15 protein-coding genes are annotated in these 22,542 nt (G+C 71.7%); 9 read left to right on the forward strand and 6 right to left on the reverse strand.

What is annotated here, in order from left to right:
• Window positions 1-476: 476 nt before the first annotated feature.
• From paaK to ABZ267_RS08615, 5 genes are all read left to right on the forward strand, one after another.
• On the forward strand, window positions 477-1,772 hold the full coding sequence (gene paaK / locus ABZ267_RS08595; RefSeq protein WP_356750713.1) for a phenylacetate--CoA ligase PaaK: 1,296 nt from the start codon (window positions 477-479) through the stop codon (window positions 1,770-1,772).
• 144 nt (window positions 1,773-1,916) lie between these two features.
• The gene (locus ABZ267_RS08600) at window positions 1,917-2,801 is read left to right on the forward strand and encodes an ABC transporter substrate-binding protein (protein ID WP_356750715.1); all 885 of its coding nucleotides are present in this window, start codon (window positions 1,917-1,919) and stop codon (window positions 2,799-2,801) included.
• Entirely contained in the window at window positions 2,798-3,676 is an 879-nt protein-coding gene (locus tag ABZ267_RS08605) for an amino acid ABC transporter permease (protein WP_356750717.1), read from the forward strand. Before ABZ267_RS08600 ends, ABZ267_RS08605 begins: the two co-directional genes overlap by 4 nt.
• Window positions 3,673-4,425: an amino acid ABC transporter ATP-binding protein gene (locus tag ABZ267_RS08610; protein ID WP_356750719.1), complete on the forward strand. Its 753-nt coding sequence runs from the start codon at window positions 3,673-3,675 to the stop codon at window positions 4,423-4,425. Before ABZ267_RS08605 ends, ABZ267_RS08610 begins: the two co-directional genes overlap by 4 nt.
• 117 nt (window positions 4,426-4,542) lie before the next feature.
• A complete protein-coding gene (locus ABZ267_RS08615; protein WP_356750721.1) occupies window positions 4,543-5,247 on the forward strand; it encodes a GPR1/FUN34/YaaH family transporter in 705 nt (234 codons plus the stop codon).
• Between the two features lie 65 nt (window positions 5,248-5,312).
• On the opposite strand, the gene ABZ267_RS08620 is transcribed toward ABZ267_RS08615, so the two are convergent.
• The gene (locus ABZ267_RS08620; protein WP_356750723.1) at window positions 5,313-5,585 is read right to left on the reverse strand and encodes a hypothetical protein; all 273 of its coding nucleotides are present in this window, start codon (window positions 5,583-5,585) and stop codon (window positions 5,313-5,315) included.
• Window positions 5,586-6,262: 677 nt separating this feature from the next.
• On the opposite strand from ABZ267_RS08620, the gene ABZ267_RS08625 reads away from it, so the two are divergent.
• Window positions 6,263-8,125 carry a glycoside hydrolase family 18 chitinase gene (locus tag ABZ267_RS08625; protein WP_356750725.1) on the forward strand — a complete coding sequence of 621 codons (1,863 nt, stop codon included), beginning with the start codon at window positions 6,263-6,265 and terminating at the stop codon, window positions 8,123-8,125.
• A gap of 73 nt (window positions 8,126-8,198) precedes the next feature.
• Here ABZ267_RS08625 and ABZ267_RS08630 read toward each other — a convergent pair whose 3' ends face one another.
• Complete coding sequence (locus ABZ267_RS08630; RefSeq protein WP_356750727.1) at window positions 8,199-9,698, reverse strand: acyl-CoA synthetase; 1,500 nt, start codon at window positions 9,696-9,698, stop codon at window positions 8,199-8,201.
• 206 nt (window positions 9,699-9,904) lie between these two features.
• On the opposite strand from ABZ267_RS08630, the gene ABZ267_RS08635 reads away from it, so the two are divergent.
• A complete protein-coding gene (locus ABZ267_RS08635; RefSeq protein WP_356750729.1) occupies window positions 9,905-12,325 on the forward strand; it encodes a penicillin acylase family protein in 2,421 nt (806 codons plus the stop codon).
• Window positions 12,326-12,379: 54 nt separating this feature from the next.
• On the opposite strand, the gene ABZ267_RS08640 is transcribed toward ABZ267_RS08635, so the two are convergent.
• Window positions 12,380-13,930, reverse strand: coding sequence for an acyl-CoA synthetase (locus ABZ267_RS08640; RefSeq protein ID WP_356750731.1), 1,551 nt, complete (start codon window positions 13,928-13,930; stop codon window positions 12,380-12,382).
• The gene (locus ABZ267_RS08645; RefSeq protein ID WP_356750733.1) at window positions 13,927-15,036 is read right to left on the reverse strand and encodes a nitronate monooxygenase; all 1,110 of its coding nucleotides are present in this window, start codon (window positions 15,034-15,036) and stop codon (window positions 13,927-13,929) included. The genes ABZ267_RS08640 and ABZ267_RS08645 overlap by 4 nt, the downstream gene beginning before the upstream one ends.
• A 223-nt stretch (window positions 15,037-15,259) precedes the next feature.
• On the opposite strand from ABZ267_RS08645, the gene ABZ267_RS08650 reads away from it, so the two are divergent.
• A complete protein-coding gene (locus ABZ267_RS08650) occupies window positions 15,260-17,179 on the forward strand; it encodes a serine hydrolase (RefSeq protein WP_356750735.1) in 1,920 nt (639 codons plus the stop codon).
• 208 nt (window positions 17,180-17,387) lie between these two features.
• Window positions 17,388-18,551 (forward strand): SGNH/GDSL hydrolase family protein, encoded by a 1,164-nt coding sequence (locus tag ABZ267_RS08655; protein WP_356750821.1) that lies wholly within the window; start codon window positions 17,388-17,390, stop codon window positions 18,549-18,551.
• Between the two features lie 3 nt (window positions 18,552-18,554).
• On the opposite strand, the gene ABZ267_RS08660 is transcribed toward ABZ267_RS08655, so the two are convergent.
• Together ABZ267_RS08660 and ABZ267_RS08665 are read right to left on the reverse strand one after the other, a co-directional pair.
• Window positions 18,555-20,132, reverse strand: a complete 1,578-nt coding sequence (locus ABZ267_RS08660) for an NAD(P)/FAD-dependent oxidoreductase (protein ID WP_356750737.1) — start codon at window positions 20,130-20,132, stop codon at window positions 18,555-18,557.
• A gap of 111 nt (window positions 20,133-20,243) precedes the next feature.
• Window positions 20,244-22,517: a serine/threonine-protein kinase gene (locus tag ABZ267_RS08665; RefSeq protein ID WP_356750739.1), complete on the reverse strand. Its 2,274-nt coding sequence runs from the start codon at window positions 22,515-22,517 to the stop codon at window positions 20,244-20,246.
• Window positions 22,518-22,542: the final 25 nt, after the last annotated feature.

The following is a 22,542-nucleotide window of genomic DNA, read 5'->3' on the forward strand; positions in this document are numbered from 1 at the left end:
ACCGGAGATGTTCGGCCAGCAGACCCGGGGTAACAGAGGGAGGAAGAGGGAGCCAGGTCATGGCCTCAAACAAGGGGTTGCCGGCCGCATCAAGGGACGCGCAACCCCAGCCGCGACGTGTGCTTCTGGTGCCCCAAAACACGACGATTCCATTCATCCAGGGTCCATGAGCGAGCGCAGTGTCACCCTTTGGCCAGTAGAAGGCCGTGCCACCTGACTCGTCCCATCGTTCTGCAGGTGACAAGCCTGCGACCTCGAGAGTCTGAGCTGCGATCAAGCAGTACTGCCGAATCGTACGCGGAGAAGGTCGGCATGCCGTCCATCCAACAGGAACGCGCGCCGAGCCGGCACCGGCCTTCGCCACGAGCCGATCCGGGGGTGCACCCCCTTGCCAGCGCCCCCGGCCTCCTGAATTACTACTCCTGACAAGATCGACCGAATGATCGGTCGCCCGCTTCGGGAGAGGAAGGGCCCTGATGACAGCCATGCTGGACGCGGCGGAACAGCTGAGCCGCGCCGACCTGGAGGCCCTCCAGCTCGAACGGCTCCGCACCACGCTCCGCCACGCCTATGAGAACGTGCCGTTCTACCGGTCGGCGTTCGACGCCGCCGGGCTGCGGCCCGAGGACTGTCGTGCGCTCGCCGACCTCTCCCGCTTCCCGTTCACGGCGAAGGCCGACCTTCGCGACAACTATCCCTTCGGCATGTTCGCCGTGCCGGAGCGGGACGTCCGCCGCATCCACGCCTCCAGCGGCACGACCGGCCGTCCGACCGTCGTCGGCTACACCGAACGCGACCTGGACACCTGGGCGGACGTGGTCGCCCGGTCCATCCGCGCTGCGGGCGGCAGGCCCGGCCACAAGGTCCATGTGGCGTACGGATACGGGCTGTTCACCGGTGGGCTCGGCGCGCACTACGGGGCCGAGCGGCTCGGCTGCACGGTGATCCCGGCCTCCGGCGGAATGACCGCGCGCCAGGTGCAGCTGATCCAGGACTTCCGGCCCGAGATCATCATGATCACGCCGTCGTACATGCTGACGCTGCTCGACGAGTTCGAACGGCAGGGCGTCGACCCGCGCACGACCTCGCTCAAGGTCGGGATCTTCGGCGCGGAGCCGTGGACCGAGGCGATGCGCCGGGAGATCGAGGACCGGTTCGCCATCGACGCCGTCGACATATACGGGCTCTCCGAGGTGATGGGCCCCGGCGTGGCGCAGGAGTGCGTGGAGACGAAGGACGGGCTGCACATCTGGGAGGACCACTTCTATCCGGAGGTCGTGGATCCGTTCACCGGTGAGGTGCTGCCGGACGGCGAGGAGGGCGAGTTGGTCTTCACCTCGCTCACCAAGGAGGCGATGCCGGTGATCCGCTACCGCACCCGGGACCTGACGCGGCTGCTGCCGGGCACGGCCCGGAACTTCCGCCGGATGGAGAAGGTGACCGGGCGCAGCGACGACATGGTGATCCTGCGCGGGGTGAACCTGTTCCCGACGCAGATCGAGGAGATCGTGCTGCGTACACCTGCCGTCGCTCCGCACTTCCAGCTTCTCCTGACCCGGCAGGGCCGATTGGACGCGCTGACGGTACGGGCGGAGGCGCGGGCGGACGCGACGGCGGCGGAGCGGGAGAAGGCGGCCGTCGCGATCGCGGCGGCGGTGAAGGACGGGGTCGGGGTCTCGGTGGCGGTCGAGATCGTGGAGCCGGAGTCGCTGGAGCGCTCGGTGGGCAAGATCCGGCGGATCGTGGATCTGCGGGAGTCCGGTACGGGGTGAGCAGCCCTGGTGACCGGCGCGTTCAGGGCGAGGTGGACAGCCCGGTGACCGGCGCGTTCACACCACCGCAACACCCGTTCCCACTATGCGGACACCTGCTCGAAAATCTCGACAGAAAGGCCCGGGCACTGCCAGTCTCCCGCTATGCATCTCGCCACCCGTTCCCTGGTCACCGCCGTCGGCTCCGCCATCGTCCTCTGCGCCGCGCTGACCGGCTGCGCGCCGCAAGCGGAGGAGAAGCCGAAGGCCGCGGGTCAGGCCGGCGCGACGACCGAGGCGTGCGCGCCGGGCCGGCTCGCCACCGAGGTCGCGGGCAAGCTGACCGTCGGCACGGACAAGTCCGCGTACGCGCCGTGGTTCTCCGGCGACGAGCCGTCCAACGGCAAGGGGTTCGAGTCGGCGGTGGCGTACGCCGTGGCGGAGCAGCTCGGTTACGGCCGCGACGCGGTGGTCTGGCAGCACACGCCGTTCAACAGCGCGTTCGCGCCCGGCGCCAAGAAGTTCGACTTCGACATCAACCAGGTCTCCATCAGCGAGTCCCGCAAGAAGGCCGTGGCGTTCTCCTCCGGCTACTACGACGTACGCCAGGCGGTCGTCGCGCTCAAGTCGTCGAAGGCGGCGAAGGCCACCAGCGTGGCCGATCTCAAGGACGTCAAGCTCGGCGCCCAAGTAGGCACCACCAGCCTGGAGTTCATCAACGACCTGGTGAAGCCGGACACGAAGCCGGCCGTCTACCAGCGCAACGACTTCGCCAAGTCGGCTCTGAGGACCGGCCAGGTGGACGCCATCGTGGTGGACCTGCCGACCGCGTTCTACATCACCGGGGCCGAGGTGACGGAGGCGAAGGTCGTCGGCCAGTTCCCGGACTCGGCTGATAACCCTGAGCAGTTCGGCCTGGTCCTGGACAAGGAGTCCACGCTGACCTCCTGCGTGAGCGGCGCGGTGGACGCCCTGCGGAAGGACGGCACGCTCGCCGCTCTGGAGAAGGAGTGGCTCTCCGACGCCGTCGACGCGCCGGTGCTCAAGTGACGCTGCACGAGGCGCTGCCCGGCGAGGGCACCTACGTCCCCTCCGAGCGCCGGATCGCGCGCGAGCGCCACCGTCGGGCCCGCACCCGGCGGGCGACGGCGATCGCCGCGACCAGCACACTGGTGACGGGCGTCGCCCTGTTCCTGCTGATCACGGGATCGCCGGGCTGGGACCGTACGCAGGAGACGTTCTTCAGCCCGCACTACGCGCGCGTCGCTCTGCCGCAGGTCCTGGAGGGCCTGTGGCTGAACCTGCGGCTCCTGGCAGTGTGCGGCAGCGCCGTGCTGGCGTTCGGCCTGCTGCTGGCCGTGGCCCGTACGCTGCGCGGTCCGGTGTTCTTCCCGATCCGGGCGCTGGCCACCGCGTACACGGACTTCTTCCGTGGACTGCCGCTGATCATCTGCCTGTTGATGGTGGTCTTCGGCGTGCCGGCGCTGCGCCTGGAGGGTGTGACCAACGATCCGGTGCTGCTGGGCGGGGCCGCGCTGGTGCTGACGTACTCGGCGTACGTCGCCGAGGTCTTCCGGGCCGGCATCGAGTCCGTGCACCCTTCGCAGCGGGCCGCCGCGCGGTCGCTGGGACTGAGCAGCGGCCAGACCCTCCGGTTCGTCGTGCTGCCTCAGGCGGTACGCCGGGTGGTGCCGCCGCTCCTCAACGATCTGGTCTCGCTCCAGAAGGACACCGGTCTCGTCTCGATCGCCGGTGCGGTCGACGCCGTGTACGCGGCGCAGATCATCGCCAGCAAGGACTTCAACTACACGCCGTACGTCGTGGCGGGCCTGGTCTTCGTCGCGCTGACCATCCCGATGACCCGGCTCACCGACTGGGTGACGGCCCGGATGGACCGGCGGCGGGCCCAGGGAGGACTGGTATGAGCACCGCGCCCGTGCTGCGGATGGAGGCGGTCCGCAAGTCGTTCGGTACGTCGCTGGTGCTGCGGGACGTGGACCTGGAGGTCGCGCCGCACACCGTGACCGCGCTGATCGGCGCTTCCGGCTCCGGGAAGTCGACCCTGCTGCGGTGCGCCAACCTTCTGGAAGAGGTGGATGACGGCGCGATCTGGCTGGAGGGCGAGGAGATCACCGCCCCCCGGACGGACGCGGACGCGGTGCGCCGGCGGATCGGCGTGGTCTTCCAGGCGTACAACCTCTTCCCGCACCTCACCGTCCTCCAGAACATCACCCTCGCCCCGCAACGCGTCCACGGCCTCTCCCGCGCCGAGGCCGAAGGGCAGGCCCGTGAGCTGCTGGAGCGGCTCGGGCTCGGCGCGAAGGCGGAGGAGTACCCGGACCGGCTCAGCGGCGGCCAGCAGCAACGTACGGCGATCGTCCGGGCGCTGGCGGTACGGCCCCGGCTGCTGCTCCTGGACGAGATCACCGCCGCCCTGGACCCGGAGCTGGTCGGCGAGGTGCTGGGCCTGGTCCGCGAGGTGAAGGACGAGGGCATGACGATGGTGATCGCGACCCATGAGATGGCCTTCGCGCGCGAGGTCGCCGACCAGGTCTGCTTCCTGGACGCCGGGGTGGTGCTGGAGCGCGGGACACCGGACGAGGTGTTCGGCGCGCCTCGGGAGGAGCGTACGCGGAAGTTCCTGCGGCGGATCGTGGAGGCGGGACGCCTGTGACGAGCGCCGCGCTCCCTTCCTTCCACCGGCGCACCGATCTCCGGCCGGCGGGGCGCGGGCGAGGTCTGGAGGCGACGCCGTGACCGGGAGCCGGTCCCGTACTCGTACGCTTGCGCGGTGTCCCAGGATTCCGGCCCGAACGGCCCTTCAGAACCGCTGACCGCCGACGCGGTCACGCGCATCGTGCTCCGCCCGATCGCCAGCCCGCTGCCGCTGGGCTTCTTCGCCCTCGGCATGGGCAGCACGGTGCTGTCCTCGCTCCAGCTCGGCTGGGTACCGGCCGCGCAGAGCAGCATCCTTCTGCTCCTCGTCCTCATCTTCGTCGTGCCGCTCCAGCTCGTCGGCGGGATCTTCGCCTTCCTGGCCCGCGACGCGGGCGCCGGCACGGCGCTGCTGCTGCTCGGTGCCGCCTGGGCGGGGACGAGCGTGACGTCCCTGGACTCGCCGCCCGGCAAACCGGTGGTGGCCCAGGCCGTCTTCCTCCTGGCCCTCGTCCCGTTCGTGCTCGCGCTCGCCGGTGCGGCCGCGCAGTCCAAGCCCCTGTTCGCCGTCCTGCTCACCCTCACCGCGGTGCGCTTCGCCCTCACCGGCCTCTATGAGGCGGGCCTCGGTAACGCGCTCCAGGTCGCGGCGGGCTGGACCGGTCTCGGCATCGGGGTCTTCGCGCTCTACGGCGGGCTCGCGCTGCTCGTCGAGGACGGCAAACAGCGCACCGTGCTGCCGCTCTTCCGCCGCGGCAAGGCCCGCGAGTCCATCGAGGGCGACCTGCGCGAACAGCTCACCGAGGCTCAGCAGGAGGCCGGGGTCCGCCACCAGCTGTGAGGCTTGCCGGGGGGCGGGCGCCTACCGGCGGCTGTGCCGGGTTCAGCAGCGGTCCGCGCTCCAGCTCAGCTCGGCGTAGACGGCGTTGTGGTCGGACCGCCGGCGGTGGACCTCGCCCACCTGGCGTCCTCCTCGGCCTGGCTGGTGACCCGCTCGGGCTCTCCGCGGTCCTTGTAGACCTCTCCGGCACCGACGACGCAGCGCAGGCCCGTGCCGTGGAAGAGGTGATCGATGGGGAGGTTCCGGTAACCCCGGCCGGGTCCCGCCGACGGTCCCAGGACCGGGCTGTAGGCGGTGGTGAACTCCGTCCGGTGGAGCGTGCTCGTCCGGCGGTCCACCGGGACGGCGTCGGTGAGGCGGCCGGTGTGCCGCTCGAAGACCTGGTTCAGAGTGCGTCAGGTGCACGTTGACGACCGTGATCCGGTGGTTCGTCCTCTTACGCGCGAACTGTGCCCAGGGAAAGACCTTCGTGTCGGGCTGCGGCTCCCCGACCCCGACCGCGACGCCGTCGGTCCTCGTCAGGGTCGCGGTGCTGTACAGAATCCAGCGCTGGTCCTGCTTCTGGGCGATCCGGTAACCCGGGAAGGCCCTTTCCAGCCTCTCGCCGTTCCCCTCCGGTCCCGTACTGACCTCCTTGCAGTACGCCTCCTGGAGCGCGAGCACGTCGGGGCGCTTCGTGCCGCCGTCCCGTCCGATGACCCATTCGCCTATCTGGGCGAGGCGCGCGTCGGTGCCGGAAAGTCCGTACGCCTGGGCGCACTTGGTGTTCATGCGGACGTTGTAGGTGAGCAAGCGGACAGTCTCGCAGAAGCGAGAACGCGACGACCGGCCGACCGACATCTTCTGAAGCTCAACGATCTTTTGGTCCAGACCTCTTGACGATTGGTCTAGGCCTTCCTAGTGTCACGGCAACACTGCGGGGGTGCCGAGAAGAGACAGCACGTGCTCGAGGCCACGCAGGGTTGCCAGGCCAGGGACCCCCCATGGCCTCCGGAGTTCACCCGAGGAGCCTTCCTTGAGCACCGACGCACGATGGCGCAGAGCCAGATCGACCCGGAGCACCAGCCCGAACAAGCGGTCCAAAGCCCTCGCGGGCGCGACCGCACTGCTCCTCCCGCTGGCCGCCATGGTCGGCCTCGCCAGCCCCGCGGAAGCCGCGACCTCGGCCACCGCCACGTACACGAAGGCCTCCGACTGGGGCTCTGGCTTCGAGGGCAGGTGGACGGTGAAGAACACCGGCACCACCACGCTCTCCTCCTGGACCGTCGAGTGGGACTTCCCGGCGAACACCAAGGTCACCTCCGCCTGGGACGCGACCGTCACCAACTCCGCGAACCGCTGGACAGCGAAGAACCTCGGCTGGAACGGCACCCTCGCCCCCGGCGCGTCCGCCTCCTTCGGCTTCAACGGCTCCGGCTCCGGCGCGCCCTCCGGCTGCAAGCTCAACGGCAACCCCTGCGACGGCGGCTCCACCAACCCCGGTGACAACGCCCCCTCCGCACCCGGCAAGCCCACCGCGAGCGACATCACCAACAACTCGGTGAAGCTGTCCTGGGCGGCCGCCACGGACGACAAGGGCATCAAGAACTACGACGTCAAGCGCGACGGCGCCACCGTCGCGACGGTCACCGGCACCAGCTACACCAACACCGGTCTGACCGCCGGCACCGACTACAACTACACCGTGGTCGCCCGCGACACCGCCGACCAGACCGGCCCGGCCTCGGCCGCCACGGCGGTCCGCACCACCGGCGGCGGTGGCGGCGAGAACCCCGGCGGCGGCAAGATCAACCTGGGCTACTTCACCAACTGGGGCTCGTACACGGTGAAGAACCTGGTGACCTCGGGCTCCGCGTCCAAGATCACGCACATCAACTACGCCTTCGGCAACGTGCAGAACGGCAAGTGCACCATCGGCGACGCGTACGAGGACTACGAGAAGTCCTACACCGCCGCCAACTCCGTGGACGGCAAGGCGGACACCTGGGACCAGCCGCTGCGCGGTCACTTCAACCAGCTCCGCAAGCTGAAGGCGCAGTACCCGCACATCAAGGTGCTGTGGTCCTTCGGCGGTTGGACCTGGTCCGGCGGCTTCGGCCAGGCCGTCCAGAACCCGACCGCGTTCGCGCAGTCCTGCTACGACCTGGTCGAGGACCCGCGCTGGGCCGACGTCTTCGACGGCATCGACCTGGACTGGGAATACCCGAACGCCTGTGGTCTGACCTGTGACAGCAGCGGCCCGGCGTCGATCAAGAACATGATGCAGGCCATGCGCGCCAAGTTCGGCCCGAACAACCTGCTCACCGCGGCCATCACCGCGGACGGTTCCAACGGCGGCAAGCTGGACGCGGCCGACTACGGCGGCGCCGCGCAGTACATCGACTGGTACGACGTGATGACGTACGACTACTTCGGCAGCTGGGCCGCGCAGGGTCCGACGGCCCCGCACTCCCCACTGACCTCGTACCCCGGCATTCCGGCCCAGGGCTTCAACTCGGCGGACGCAATCGCCAAGCTGCGGGCCAAGGGCGTCCCGGCCTCCAAGCTGCTGCTCGGCATCGGCTTCTACGGCCGCGGCTGGACCGGCGTCACCCAGTCCGCTCCCGGTGGCTCCGCCTCCGGCCCGGCGGCCGGCGTCGAGCCCGGCAACCAGTACTACAAGGTCCTGAAGACCACCTGCCCGGCCACCGGCACGGTCGGCGGCACGGCGTACGCCCACTGCGGCAACGACTGGTGGAGCTACGACACCCCGGCGACCGTCGGCACCAAGATGGCCTGGGCGAAGAGCCAGGGCCTGGGTGGCGCGTTCTTCTGGGAGTTCAACGGCGACACCGCCAACGGCGAACTCGTGACCGCGATCAGCAACGGTCTGAAGTAAGCACCGGTACGACACCGAGCCCGCCCTCCCCCGTCCGTGGGGAGGGCGGGCTCGGTGTCTGTTACGCGGCCCGTCAGGCCAGCCGGTCCCGCAGCTGCCGCTTGAGGATCTTGCCGCTGGCGTTACGCGGAAGCTCGTCCACGAAGACGACCCGCTTCGGCGCCTTGAAATGGGCCAGCTTCTCGCGGGCGTGGTCGATGAGTTCGGTGTCGCTCGCCTCGCCGCGCAGGACCACGACGGCGGTGACGGCCTCGACCCAGCGTTCGTCGGGCAGACCGATGACCGCGGTCTCGGCGACGGCGGGGTGGGTGTAGAGGGCGTCCTCCACCTGGCGGGAGGCGACCAGGACGCCGCCGGAGTTGATGACGTCCTTCACCCGGTCGACCACGGTGAAGTAGCCCTCGGCGTCGCGGATGGCGAGGTCGCCGGAGCGGAACCAGCCGTCGCGGAAGGCGTCCGCCGTCTCCTCGGGCTTGTCCCAGTAGCCGGTGCAGAGTTGCGGTGAGCGGTAGACCACCTCGCCCGGTGTGCCGTCCGGCACCTCGCGGCCCTCCTCGTCGACGACGCGGGCCTCCACGAAGAGGACGGGCCGGCCGCAGGACTCCATCCGGCCCTCGTGCTCGTCAGGACCGAGGACGGTGGCGAGCGGACCGATCTCGCTCTGGCCGAAGCAGTTGTAGAAGGCCAGGTGCGGCAGGCGGACGCGGAGCCGCTCCAGGACGGGTACGGGCATGATCGACGCGCCGTAGTACGCCTTGCGGAGGGCCGAGAGGTCGCGGACGGCGAAGTCCGGGTGGTTGGCGAGGCCGATCCAGACGGTGGGCGGGGCGAACAGGCTGTCGGCCAGGCCCGCTTCGACCAGGTCGAAGATCCGGCCGGCGTCCGGCCCGTCCAGGATGATGTTCTCCGCGCCGACCGCCAGATACGGCAGCAGGAACACGTGCATCTGGGCCGAGTGGTAGAGCGGCAGCGAGTGCACGGGCCGGTCACCGGCCGCCAGGCCGAGCGCGGTGATCGCACTGACGTACTCGTGGACCAGGGCCCCGTGCGTCATCATCGCGCCCTTCGGCAGCGCGGTGGTCCCGGAGGTGTAGAGCAGCTGCACCAGATCGCCGGAGCCGGGCGCGCGCTCCGGCGTGAAGGGCCTCGCGGTGTCCAGGGCGTCGAGGAGCGATCCCGGGGCATCGCGCAGAACACGTACGGGACGGCCTGCCGGGACGCGGTCCGCCAGGTCCGGGTCGGTGAGGACGAGAGCGGAGCCGGACTGGTCCAGGAGGTACGCCAGGTCGTCGCCGGTCAGGTTCTGGTTGACCGGGACGTGGACGAGGCCGGACCGGGCGCAGGCGAGGAAGCCGATCAGATAGGCGTCGGAGTTGTGGGCGTACGAGGCCACCCGGTCGCCGGGGTGCAGCGCGTGTTCGGCCGTCAGGACGGCGGCCGCGGTGGAGACCGCCGCGTCCAGGGCGCCGTAGCTCCAGGCCCGGTCGCCGTAGCGCACGGCGATACGTTCCGGGGTGCGGCGGGCGCTACGGGTGAGGACGCCGTCGACGGTACTGCTGCGTACACCGGTCATGGCGTGATCCTGTGCGGCCGGACGCGGCGGGTCAAGGGGCCGTCCGGGAGTGTCGGAGGATGCCGGCGAGCGATCCGGGACATCGGAGCGGCTGGATACCGACCAGACGGTTGACAGATGGACGAGCGTCCTGGCTGAGTGGCGCGTGGCTGCCCGGCGGGTTCGGGCAACCTCCTTGGCCGCCCGCCTTGTTGGGAGGAACACCCTTGACCTTCCGTAACCGTCTGAGACTGTTCGCGGTCTCGTCTCTCGCCTTGTTCACCGTGTCGGCGTCGCTGCCGCCGGCCGCCGCCTCCGGAGGTCCGGAGGCCCGGCACCTGTCCGGCGGCGGGCTCTCCGCCACCGTCCGGTACACGGAGTACGGCATCCCGCACATCGTGGCGAAGGACTACGCGAACCTCGGCTTCGGCACCGGCTGGGCGCAGGCCGCCGACCAGGTGTGCACGCTGGCGGAGGGGTTCGTCACGGTGCGCGGCGAGCGGTCGAAGTACTTCGGCCCGGACGCGGCGCCGGACGGCTCGCTCTCCTCCGCGACCAAGAACCTCTCCAGCGATCTGTTCTTCCGGGGCGTCCGGAACAGCGGGACGGTGGAGAGGCTGCTGAAGGTTCCGGCGCCGGCGGGTCCGAGCCGGGACGTCAAGGAGTCGATGCGCGGGTTCGCCGCCGGATACAACACGTGGCTCGCGCGGAACCGTCACCGCATCACCGATCCCGCCTGCCGCGGCGCCTCCTGGGTCCGGCCGGTCACCGCGCTGGACGTGGCGGCGCATGGCGCCGCACTGGCCGTGCTCGGTGGCCAGGGTCGCGGCATCGACGGCATCACGGCCGCGCAGCCGCCGACAGTCGCACCGCCCGCCGCCGGAGTCACGCCGAAGGAGGCGGCGGCGGCCGCCGAGCGCCTCCTGTCGACGCGGAACGCGGACATGGGCTCCAACGCGGTCGCCTTCCGCGGCTCGACCACGGCCAACGGGCGCGGCCTGCTCCTCGGCAACCCGCACTACCCGTGGAACGGCGGCCGCCGCTTCTGGCAGTCGCAGCAGACGATCCCAGGCGAGCTGAACGTGGCGGGCGGCTCGCTCCTCGGCTCGACGACCGTCTCGATCGGCCACAACGCGGACGTGGCCTGGAGCCACACCGTGGCGACCGGCGTCCCGCTGAACCTGCACCAGCTGACGCTGGATCCGGCCGATCCCACGGTCTACCTGGTGGACGGAGTGCCGGAGCGGATGAAGCAGCGTACGGTCACGGTCCCGGTGAAGGACGGGACGCCGGTGACCCGGAGCCAGTGGTGGACCCGGTACGGCCCGGTAGTCACCGCGTTCGGTGCGGCGCTCCCGCTGCCGTGGACGGCGACCACCGCGTACGCGCTCAACGACCCGAACGCCACGAATCTGCGTGCCGCCGATACCGCGCTCGGCTTCAGCAAGGCCCGCTCCACCGCCGGGATCGAGCGGTCGCTCCACCGCTCGCAGGGGCTGCCGTGGGTGAACACGATCGCCGCCGACCGGTCGGGCAACTCCTTCTTCTCCCAGTCGCAGGTGCTGCCGAGGATCACGGACGAGCTGGCGGCCCGCTGCTCGACGCCGCTGGGCCGGGCCACCTACCCGTCCGCCGGTCTCGCGGTGCTGGACGGCTCGAAGGCGGCGTGCGCGCTCGACAGCGACCGGGACGCGGTGCAGCCGGGAATCTTCGGGCCGGGCCGGATGCCGACGCTGAAGAACGCTCCGTACGTCGAGAACTCCAACGACAGCGCCTGGCTCACCAACGCCGACCGGCCGCTGACCGGCTACGAGCGGGTGTTCGGTACGACCGCCACCCAGCGGTCGATGCGGACCCGGGGCGCGGTCGAGGACGTCACGGCGATGGCGGAGCAGGGGCGGCTGCGCGTCGGGGACCTGGAGCGCCAGCAGTTCGCGAACCGGGTGCCCGCCGGGGATCTGGTCGCGGCCGACGTGGCGCAGTGGTGTGCGGCGCTGCCCGGTGGGACCGCCGTGGGCGGCAACGGTACGGCGGTCGACGTGTCGGCGGCCTGCCCGGTGCTGCGGCGGTGGGACCGGAGCGTGGACAGCGACAGCCGGGGCGCGCTGCTCTTCGACCGGTTCTGGCGCAAGGTGATGGCTCTCCCCGCGGCGGAACGGTGGAAGGTGCCGTTCGACCCGGCCGATCCGGTGCGTACCCCGCGTGGCCTCAACACCGCCGCCCCCGGCCTGGGCCAAGCCCTGGCCGACACGGTGACGGAGCTGCGCGTGGCGGGCATCGCGCTGGACGCGCCGCTGGGCAAGCACCAGTTCGTCCTACGGAACGGGAAGCGCATCCCGGTCGGCGGCGGTACGGAGTCGCTCGGCATCTGGAACAAGATCGAGCCGGTGTGGAACCCGGCGGCGGACGGCTACACCGAGGTGTCGGCCGGCTCCAGCTACATGCAGGCCGTCGGCTGGAACGACAGCCGGTGCCCGGTGGCCCGGACGCTGCTCACGTACTCCCAGTCCTCGAACCCGAACTCGCCGCACTACAGCGACCAGACGCGGCTGTTCTCCGGTGAGCGGTGGGTGACGTCCCGGTTCTGCGAGAAGGACATCGCGCGCTCGCCGCACCTGAAGGTGGTGCGGGTGCACGAGCGGCGGTAGCCGACCGACGGGCCGGTTCCGCGAGAGGCGACTTCTCTCGCGGAACCGGCCTCTCTACAAGGGCCGTTGGTGCCCTTCCCAGTACGGTTCGCGCAGCCGCCGTTTGTAGAGCTTGCCATTGGGGTCGCGGGGCATGGCGGCGATGAAGTCGAGGGAGCGGGGCCGTTTGTAGCCGGCGAGCCGCTGCTCGCAGTGCGCGAGGATCTCGGCGGCGAGCGCGTCCCCGGCCTCGTACCCTTCGGCCGGTTCGACCACCGCCTTGACCTCCTCGCCCCGGTCGGCGTGCGGGATGCCGAAGGCGGCGGCGTCCGCGACGGCCGGATGGGTGAGCAGGGCGGACTCGATCTCGGCGGGGTAGATGTTCACGCCACCGGCGATGATCATGTCGATCTTCCGGTCGCGGAGGAAGAGATAGCCGTCCGCGTCCAGCACACCGAGGTCGCCGACAGTGAAGAAGTCGCCGATGCGGTTCGTGCGGGTCTTGGTCTCGTCCTTGTGGTAGCTGAAGCCGCCGGTGCTCATCTTCATGTAGACCGTGCCTAGTTGACCGGCCGGCAGCCGGTTGCCGTCGTCGTCGAAGACGGCGAGTTCGCTGATCGGCCAGGCCTTGCCGACCGTGCCGGGCTTCTTCAGCCACTCCTCGGCCGTGGCGAACGCGCCGCCGCCCTCGCTGGCCGCGTAGTACTCCTCGACGCAGCTCCCCCACCAGTCGATCATGGCGCGTTTCACATGGTCGGGACAGGGTGCGGCCCCGTGGATGGCGTGGCGCATGGAGGAGACGTCGTAACGGGTCCTGACCTCGTCGGACAGCGCGAGGAGTCGGTGGAACTGCGTCGGGACCATGTGCGTGTGCGTGCAGCGGTGGATGTCGATGAGGCGGAGCATCTCCTCCGGCGACCAGCCGTCCATGAGGACGAGCGGGTGTCCTGTATGGAGAGCGGCGCTCGCGAATTGGAGCACTGCTGTGTGGTAGAGCGGCGAGCAGACCAGGTGGACGTTGCCGTCGAAGGGCCGGATGCCGAAGATGCCGAGGAAGCCGCCGAGGTACGTCTCCTCCGGGAGCTTGCCGGGCAGCGGTCGGCGGATGCCGCGCGGCCGGCCGGTGGTGCCCGAGGTGTAGTTCATGACCCAGCCGAGCGTGCGGTTCTCGGGCGGGGTGACGGGGTGGCCGTCGAGCAGGTCGGCGTACGGGCGGCAGCCGGGGACCGCGCCGACGGCGTAGCGGTGGCTCTCCGGGAGTCCGGCCTCGTCTGCGGCTGCGGTCGCGGCGGCGGCGAAGCGTTCGTGGGTGATGAGGACGCGGGCGCCCGAGTCCGCGACGATCCAGGCGATCTCGGGGCCGACGAGGTGGTGGTTGACCGGCACCAGGTAGAAGCCGGCCTGCGAGGCGGCGAGGTGGGCGGTGAGGAGTGCGGTGCCGTTGGGCAGGACGACGGCCAACGCGTCGCCTTCGTTCATCCCGGCCGCGCGCAGTCCGTGGACCATGCGGTTGACGTCGGCGTGCAGTCGGCCCGCGCTCCACTCCTCGCCGTCGGGCGCGACGAGGACGGCGCGGTCGGGATCGGCGGCGGCCTGGGCCCAGAAACCGTTGGGCGGCTGGTTCACGTGGCGCTCCTTCCGGCGATGTGGTTGATGCGGGTGACGGCCCGTTCGAAGCCGCGCGTCAGGTCGTCGACGACCGCCTGCACACTGCGTACGGTCTCCATCCGGCCGACGATCTGACCGACGGGCGTGCCGAGCAGCTCACCGACCTCGTACTTCTGGATCCTGGAGACGGCTTCCGCCACCAGCAGGCCCTGGAGCGGCATGGGCAAGGTGCCGGGTCCGGCCGGGTCGTCCCAGGCGTCGGTCCATGCGGTACGGAGCTGGCGTGCGGGTTTCCCGGTGAGAGCGCGGGAGCGGACGGTGTCGCCGGAGCCGGCGGCGAGGAGCTTGCGGGTGAGGGCTTCCGAGTGGAGGTCGGCCTCCTCGGTGGTGAGCCAGAGGGAGCCGAGCCAGACGCCTTGGGCGCCGAGGGCGAGTCCGGCGGCGGCCTGTTCGCCGCTGCCGATGCCTCCGGCGGCGAGCACGGGCAGCGGAGCGACGGCCTCGACGACCTCGGGGACGAGCACCATGGAGCCGATCTCGCCGGTGTGGCCGCCCGCCTCGTAGCCCTGCGCCACGACGACGTCGATGCCGGCGGCCGCGTGGCGGCGGGCGTGTTCGGCGCTTCCGGCGAGGGCGGCGACGAGGACGCCGTGGGCGTGGGCGCGGTCGATGACGTCGGCTGGCGGGGAGCCGAGGGCGTTGGCGAGGAGCGTGATGGGGTAATCGAAGGCCACGTCGAGCTGGCCTCGGGCGACCTCCTCCATCCAGCCGGTGATCCGCCAGCCGCTCGCCTCGCCTTCGGCGAGTCCGGGCACACCGTGGCGGGTCAGCAGGTCCTGGACGAAGCCTCGGTGCGCGTCCGGGATCATCGCCTCGACGTCCGCCTCGGTGACGCCTTCCACCTTCCTGGCCGGCATGACGACATCGAGTCCGTACGGCCTGCCGTCGGCGAGCTTGTCCAGCCGGTCCAGATCGCGGGCCAGCTCGCGCGGATCGGTGTAGCGGACCGCGCCGAGCACGCCGAAGCCGCCGGCTCTGCTGATGGCCGCCGCGACGGCGGGGAACGGCGTGAAGCCGAAGATGGCGTGCTCGATGCCCAGGTCTCTGCTCAGCTCCGTCTCCATGGGCGGCAGGATGCCGCAGCCGTTCGGCCGAGGGAAGAGATTTCCTGATGCAGTGTCAGATTCTTTGCGGGCCCGGAGGCGTACGGGACGGCGGAGGCGACAGTAACCTCTGCGGCGGCAGGAACTTTCACTGCTCGGCGAGATTTCGGAAGTTACTTTCGCGCCGTAGCGGTCGCACGGGGATCGGCCCGGCGGCCGTTCCGGGCACGGGAAGGGGTTGCGGATGACCGGGTACGCGGCGGAGAACGGGGACACGGCGGGCGTCGGGGAGCCGAGAGGAGACGGGCAGACGGCTGGGGGCGAGGAGCCGCGAGGGAACGGGAGCGGCATCGGCCGGCGGAGGCTGGGCGGCGGGATACTGGCGCTCGGCGGCGCGCTCGCGCTGGCGCCGATCCCTCTGGCGGCGGCGGCCGAGCGGGACGCGCCGGGCACGGTGGCGGCACAGACGGGAGCGGGCATGGGATCGGAGGCGCATCGGCCTGAGCGCCGGCCCACGCTGCGGCGCGGCAGCGCCACACGTGCCGGGCTGCTCCAAGGGCCGCTGGACCAGCTCGTCCGGGAGGCGGAGGCGTACCTCGCCGACTCGCCGAAGCACCCTTGGTACGCGGGCGCGGTGCTGCTCGCCGGCCGGGGCGGAACGGTCGCGCTGCACCGGCCGGTCGGCCACGCGGTGCGCTACGCGGCGTACGACGAGAGCACGGACACCGGCGTGGAGTTCCCGGTGGAGCAGCAGATCGCGATGGCCGAGGACACCGTCTTCGACCTGGCCTCGATCTCCAAGCTGTTCACGTCGATCCTGGCGGTGCAGCAGATCGAGCGCGGCGCGCTGGAGCTGGAGGCCACTGCGGCCTCGTACCTTCCCGACTTCGCGGGCGGCGGCAAGCAGGCCGTCACGGTCCGTCAGCTGCTCACGCACACCTCGGGTTTCCGGGCCTGGATCCCGCTCTACCAGGAGCCGACCCGGGAAGGAAAGCTCCGGATGCTCTGGAACGAGGTTCCGGCGAGCACACCCGGCAGCGCCTACCTCTACTCCGACCTCAACTTGATCTCGCTGCAACTGATCCTGGAAGAGATCACCGGCCGCACTCTGGATCGCCTGCTCCACGACGAGATCACTGCTCCGCTTTCGATGCACCGCACGCGCTACAACCCGCCTGCCTCCTGGAAGCCGAAGATCGCCGCCACCGAGGACGCCCGGCTCCCGTGGTCCGGCCTGGAGCGCGGCCTGGTCTGGGGCGAGGTGCACGACGAGAACGCGTACGGCTTCGACGGCGTGGCCGGTCACGCCGGGGTCTTCTCCTGCGCCTGGGACCTGGCCGTCCTCGCTCGCACCCTGCTCAACGGCGGTGTCTACGGCCGCGCCCGCATCCTCTCCGAGGACTCCGTCGACCTCCTCTTCACCGACTTCAACACCGCCTTCCCCGGCGACGAACACGGCCTCGGCTTCGAGCTCTACCAGCACTGGTACATGGGCGCGATGGCCACTCCGCGCTCGGCGGGCCACACCGGCTTCACCGGGACCAGCCTGGTGCTCGACCCGTCGACCGACACGTTCCTGATCGTGCTGGGCAACTCGGTCCATCCCGTACGGAGCTGGCGCTCGGGCAGCGCGCCCCGGGTGGCGACAGCCAACCAGCTGGCGCGGGCGGTGCCGGTCCGGCCGGAGCGGGGCCGTACGGCCTGGTTCTCCGGCATGGCGAGCGCGTCCACCGCCACGCTCACCCTGCCCGCACTCCCCCTGGCCTCCGCGCGCTCCCGGCTGGAGTGCGCCCTGTGGTGGGACGCCGAGCCCGGCTCCGACCGGCTGGTGCTGGAGGCGTCGGCGGGCCAGGAGTGGCGGCCGGTGCCGTTCACCACCGTGGGCCCGGGCCACCACCGGCCGGAACCTCAGCCGCATCCGGAAGGCTGGGTCTCCGGCTGGTCCGGGCGGGTGTGGCACCGGCTGGAGGCGGACCTGTCGGCGTGGCGCGGCACGAGCGTGCGGCTGCGGTGGCGGTACACCACGGACCAGCTGTACGTGGGACGCGGCGCGTACGTGGACTCCCTGCGGGTGCGGGACGGCGCCGCCGCGGTCTTCGACTCCGACCGGGCCCGGGACGCGGGCCGGATCGCGGCGACGGGCTGGGTGCTGTCGGCCGACTGAGCGGCGGGGCGGGCGGCGCGCCGCGTGGTGGGCTGTCGCGCGCCGCCGGCTGCCGACAGAATGGCAGCACCGTTCCGTCCAGGGGCTGTTGGACGTCACCGGGTCCCCCGCTCGGGTCGGCCCGGGCGCCGGTCCGCGTGCGCGTTCCCAGGGCCGATACCAGGAGGCCCACCCCATGAGCACCGTCCCGCGCACCGCCGCCCTCCCCGTGACCGGCCGGGCTCCCGCGACGGCGAGGCGAGGTCTGCTGTACGCGGCGGCCACCGGGATCACCGCGGCCCTCGCCGCCCCGGACGCGCGGGCGGCCGGTCACCGCGAAGCCTCCCGCCCGCGCCCCGCCACGCCGTGGACCACCTCCTGGGCCACCGCGCAGACCGCGCCCACGGCGGACGACCCGCTCGCGTCCGCCGGACTCACCGACGGGCTCTGCACCACGCGGCTACGGCTCTCGGCGGGCGGACAGGTCAGACTCCGGTACGCGCACGCCTTCGGGACCGCGCCGGTGCTGGTGGGCCCGGTGACGGCCGACGGCCGGCCGGTCACCTTCGCCGGACGGCCGCAAGGGTGGCTGGCGGCCGGCGCGACCCTCACCAGCGACCCGGTGGAAGACCTCCGGGTGGAGGACGGCTCCTTGCTGACCGTCGAGACGCGCCTCCCGGGCCCCACCGGCCCGCTCTCCTTCCACCGCAACACCCATGCCTGGCACACCGTCGACACCATCCGCACCCGGTCCGTCCTCCTCCTCACCGGCGTCGAGACGACCGGAGCGCGGGGCCCGGTCATCGCCGTGCTGGGCGACTCCATCGCCGAGGGCTCCGGCACACCCGACGACGCGGACCTGCGCTGGCCCGACCAGCTGGCGCGCCGAGTGCCCGGCTCCGCTGTCGCCAACCTCGGCATCAGCGGCAACCGGCTGCTGCTCGACAGCGACCGCTTCGGACCGAGCGCGCAGGCCCGCTTCGACCGGGACGTCCTGTCACTGCCGGGGCTGCGGACGCTCCTGGTGCACCTGGGCGTCAACGACCTCCACCACGTGCCCGCCGAGCGCGACCCGTCGCGGATGGCGGCCGCGTACCGCCAACTGGCCCTGCGCGCCCGGACCGCCGGGCTGCGGGTGGTGGGCGCCACCATCGCGCCGTTCGAGGGGTGGACGCGGTGGACGCCGGAGCAGGACGCGGTACGCCGACGGGTCAACGAGGCCGTACGGACCGGGCGGATCTTCGACGCCGTCGTCGACGTGGACGCCGCACTCCGCGACCCGGACCGTCCCTCGCGGCTGCTGCCGGCGTACGACAGCGGCGACGGCCTCCATCCGGGGCCCGCGGGCCACACGGCCATCGCCGCCGCCGTCGAGCGCCGGCACCTGCGCTAGCGGCTAACTCAAGGCCGCCATCGCCGCGTTGTGGCCGGGCACTCCGCTGACGCCACCGCCGCGCACCGCGCCCGCTCCGCAGAGCAGGACATTGGCGTGAGCGGTCTCCACGCCCCATGTGCCGGTCGCCTCGGTCGCGTACGGGAAGGAGAGGTCGCGGTGGAAGATGTGGCCGCCGGGCAGGCGCAGATCGCGTTCGAGGTCGAGCGGGGTCTTGGCCTCGATACAGGGCTCGCCGTTCTCGTCGCGGGCCAGGCAGTCGGTGATCGGCTCCTCCAGGTGTGCGTCCAGTTCGGCGAGGGTGGCCTTGAGCAGGGCGGCGCGGGTGGTGTCGTTGTCGGCGGCGAAGAGGCGGGCCGGGGTGTGGAGGCCGAAGAGGGTGAGGGTCTGGTAGCCGCGCGCGGCGAGGTCGGGGCCGAGGATCGAGGGGTCGGTCAGCGAGTGGCAGTAGATCTCGGACGGCGGTGCGGCGGGCAGCCGGCCGGCCGCCGCCTCCCGGTAGGCGTCGGCCAACTGCCCGTACCCCTCGGCGATGTGGAACGTACCGGCGAAGGCCTGCCGGGGGTCGACGGACCGGTCGCGGAGGCGCGGGAGCCGGGTGAGCAGCATGTTCACCTTGAGCTGGGCGCCCTCGGCCGGCGGTGGCGGGGTCTCGCCGAGGAGGGCGGCGAGCGCCTGCGGTGAGGCGTTGACCAGCACCCGGCTGGCGGCGACGACGTGTTCGCCGTCCGGTGTGCGGACGGTGACCTCGGCGTGCGTGCCGTCGGTCTCGATCCGGACCGCCTCGTGCCGTACGCGGATCTCGGCGCCCGCCGCACGGGCGGCCCCGGCCAGCGCGTCGGTGAGGGCGCCCATGCCGCCGACGGGGACGTCCCAGTCGCCGGTTCCGCCGCCGATCACGTGGTAGAGGAAGCACCGGTTCTGGAGGAGCGAGGCGTCGTGTGCGTCGGCGAAGGTGCCGATCAGTGCGTCGGTCAGCACCACGCCACGGACCAGGTCGTCGCTGAAGTCGCGTTCGACGGCCACGCCGATCGGCTCCTCGAACAGCGTCCGCCAGGCTTCCGGGTCGTCGATCCGGGCCCGTAGCGCCTCCCGTTCGGGCAGCGGTTCGGTGAGGGTCGGGAAGGCCCGTTCGGCGACGCGCCGCGTCATGGCGTAGAAGCGCTGCCACGCCTCGTACTCGCGCTCGCCGCCGGTCAGCGCGGCGAACGACGCCCGCGTCCGGTCGCCGCCGACGAGGAGCCCGGTGGGACGTCCGTCGCGGACGGCCGGCGTGTACGAGGACACGGTCCGCTTCCGTACGGCGAAGGCGAGGCCGAGATCCTGGACGATCTTCCGCGGCAGCAGCGAGACCAGATAGGAGTAGCGCGAGAGGCGTGCGTCGACGCCGGCGAAGGGGCGGGTCGAGATGGCCGCTCCGCCGGTGGTGTCCAGGCGCTCCAGGACGAGGACGGACTGTCCGGCGCGGGCGAGGTAGGCGGCGGCGACCAGACCGTTGTGGCCGCCGCCCACGATGACGGCGTCGTAGCGGCCTCGGGCGGGCGCGCCGGGGTGCGGAGAGGACAGTTCAGGTGCGGGCATGCACCTTCGTAACATGGAGGGCTGTCCTCCGGCCAGCGGTCCGGGGCCCGTTTCCGCAGGCAGGAGCTCATTCGGAGTGCGGCTTCCGCAAGCAGGGACCCGTTCAGGGCCTCAGTGCGGCGGCAGCGCGTTCTGGGCCCGGTGGGCGGCGAGCGTGCGGAACAGCTCGGCGGACTCCTCCTTCCGCCCGAGCCGGTCCAGGCAGTGCGCCTCGTCGTGGCGGGCGGCCAGGGTCTCCGGGTGGTCGGGGCCGAGGGCCCGGCGGCGTGCCTCGGTGACCTGCCGGTAGGCGGTGAGGGCGTCGGTCCACCGGCCGAGCCAGCCGAGGGCGACGGCGACCTCGCGGCAGCTGGTCACGGAGTCCGGGTGGTCGGCGCCGAGCGTGCGCCCGCGGATGGCACACACGTCACGCGCCTCGGCGAGCGACTCCTCCCAGCGGCCCATCCGTCCCAGGTTGACGCCCAGGCCGTGGCGGGCGCGGAGCGTCTCGGCGTCGGACGGTCCGCCCACCCGCGTACGGTCGGCGACCAGGCCCCGGTACAGCTCCAGGGCCTCCGCGCTGCGGCCGAGCCGGCCGAGGCTGATACCGGCCTCGTAGCGGGCGGCGAGAGTGTCGGGATGGTTGGCGCCGAGGGTGGCGGCGCGGGCGCGGGCCACGTCCTGGTAGGTCTCCAGCGCTTCCGCCCAGCGGCCCAACCGGCCCAGGGTGTAGGCGACTTCGTATCGGGTGGCGAGCGTGTCGGGGTGGGTCGCGCCGAGCAGCCGGGCCCGGTCGTCGGCCACCTGGGTGGCCAGCTGCCACGACTCCTCGGGCCGTCCGAGGCGGCTGAGGTTGAACGCCAGATTGTGGCGGCAGCGCAGGGTCTCCGGATGGTCGGGGCCCATCGAGCGGGTCCGGGCGGCCAGGACCGCCGCGTACACCTGATGGGCTTCGAAGTGGCGGCCGAGCTGTCCGAGGACATGGGCGGTCTGCTGCCGGGCGGCGAGGGTCTGCGGATGGTCGGGGCCCAGGACGCGTTCGCGGCCCGCGGCGACCTGGCCGAACTCGCGCAGCGCATCGGCGGCCCGGCCGGTGCGGCTGAGGGTGAGGCCGACCTCGTACCGGCTGGCGAGGGTGTCCGGATGGTCGGGGCCGAGCACGCTCTCGCGCTCGGCGGCGACCGCGCGGTGCACCTCGCCCGCCTCCTCCCACCGGCCCAGCCGCCCCAGGTCGACGCCCGCGCTGTGGCGGCCGGCGAGATCGGCGAGCAGCCCGGAGGCGAGGGCGGACCGGGCGGGTGGGACGGATCGGAGGCCGGTGGAGTCGTCGGTGCCGGCGGGTGTGGCGGTGGGCTTCGCGGTGGTCCAGCGGCCGGTCAGTCCCGCGGCGGGGTCGGCCAGGACGGCCCGTGGGTTCAGGGAGGCGGTGGCCTTGTGTCCAGGCGTCATGTCTCGCGCCCAGGAAGGCAGTTCGGAGCCCGGACGGATGGCGGCGGGCGGAGTGGCGTCGGGCGGGCAGGTCAACGGGTACGCGAGGCCGGTCACCGCCTGTCCGCCGGTGCGGCCGAGCACGATCCGGCGTCGCAGGTCGCCCGCGTCGGCGGGCCGCTCGTCGGGCGCCTTGGCCAGCAGGTCCAGGACGACACGGTCGAAGAAGCCCGGGAGTTCGGCGCGATGGGTGCGCGGCGGTTCGGGCTGGGTGTCGCGGTGCCCGACGAGTACGGCCCAGGCGTCGTCCAGGTCGAACGGCGGTACGCCGGTGGCGATCTCGTACAGCACACAGCCGAGCGAGTAGAGGTCGCTGCGGTGGTCGACCTCCTTCCCGCCGATCTGCTCGGGCGACATGTAGTGCGGAGTGCCCATGGCGATGCCGGTGGTGGTGAGGCGGGAGGTGACGCCGATGTCGTGGCCGAGGCGCGCTATGCCGAAGTCGCAGATCTTCACCGTGCCGTCGGTCAGCCGCATGATGTTGGCGGGCTTCAGATCACGGTGGACGATGCCTTGACGGTGCGTGTAGCCGAGCGCGTCGGCGACCTGTTCGGCGATGTCGACGACATGGTCGACGGGGAGCGGACGCTGCTGGTTCTCCTCCAGGAGCTGGCTCAGATTGTGACCCTCCAGCAGCTCCATGACGAGGTAGAGGACGCCATCGTGCTCGCCGAAGTCGTGAACGACCGTGACGCCCCGGTGCTGGAGGGAGGCGGCGACCCGGGCCTCGCGGCGGAAGCGTTCGCGCAGGATGCGGGTGGAGGCCTGGTCGTGCTGCGGGACCATGGGCTTGAGGCACTTGACGGCGACCAGACGGCCCAGCGACTCGTCTCGCGCCCGCCACACCTCGCCCATGCCGCCGCGCCCGATCAGATCGAGCAGCCGGTACCGGCTCTGGATCAGCTTGGTGTCCGCCATCTCCCGTTTCTCGCCCCCGTCGTTC

This window comes from Streptomyces sp. NPDC006174 (genome assembly GCF_040614075.1).
In the GTDB taxonomy this organism is placed as follows: domain Bacteria; phylum Actinomycetota; class Actinomycetes; order Streptomycetales; family Streptomycetaceae; genus Streptomyces.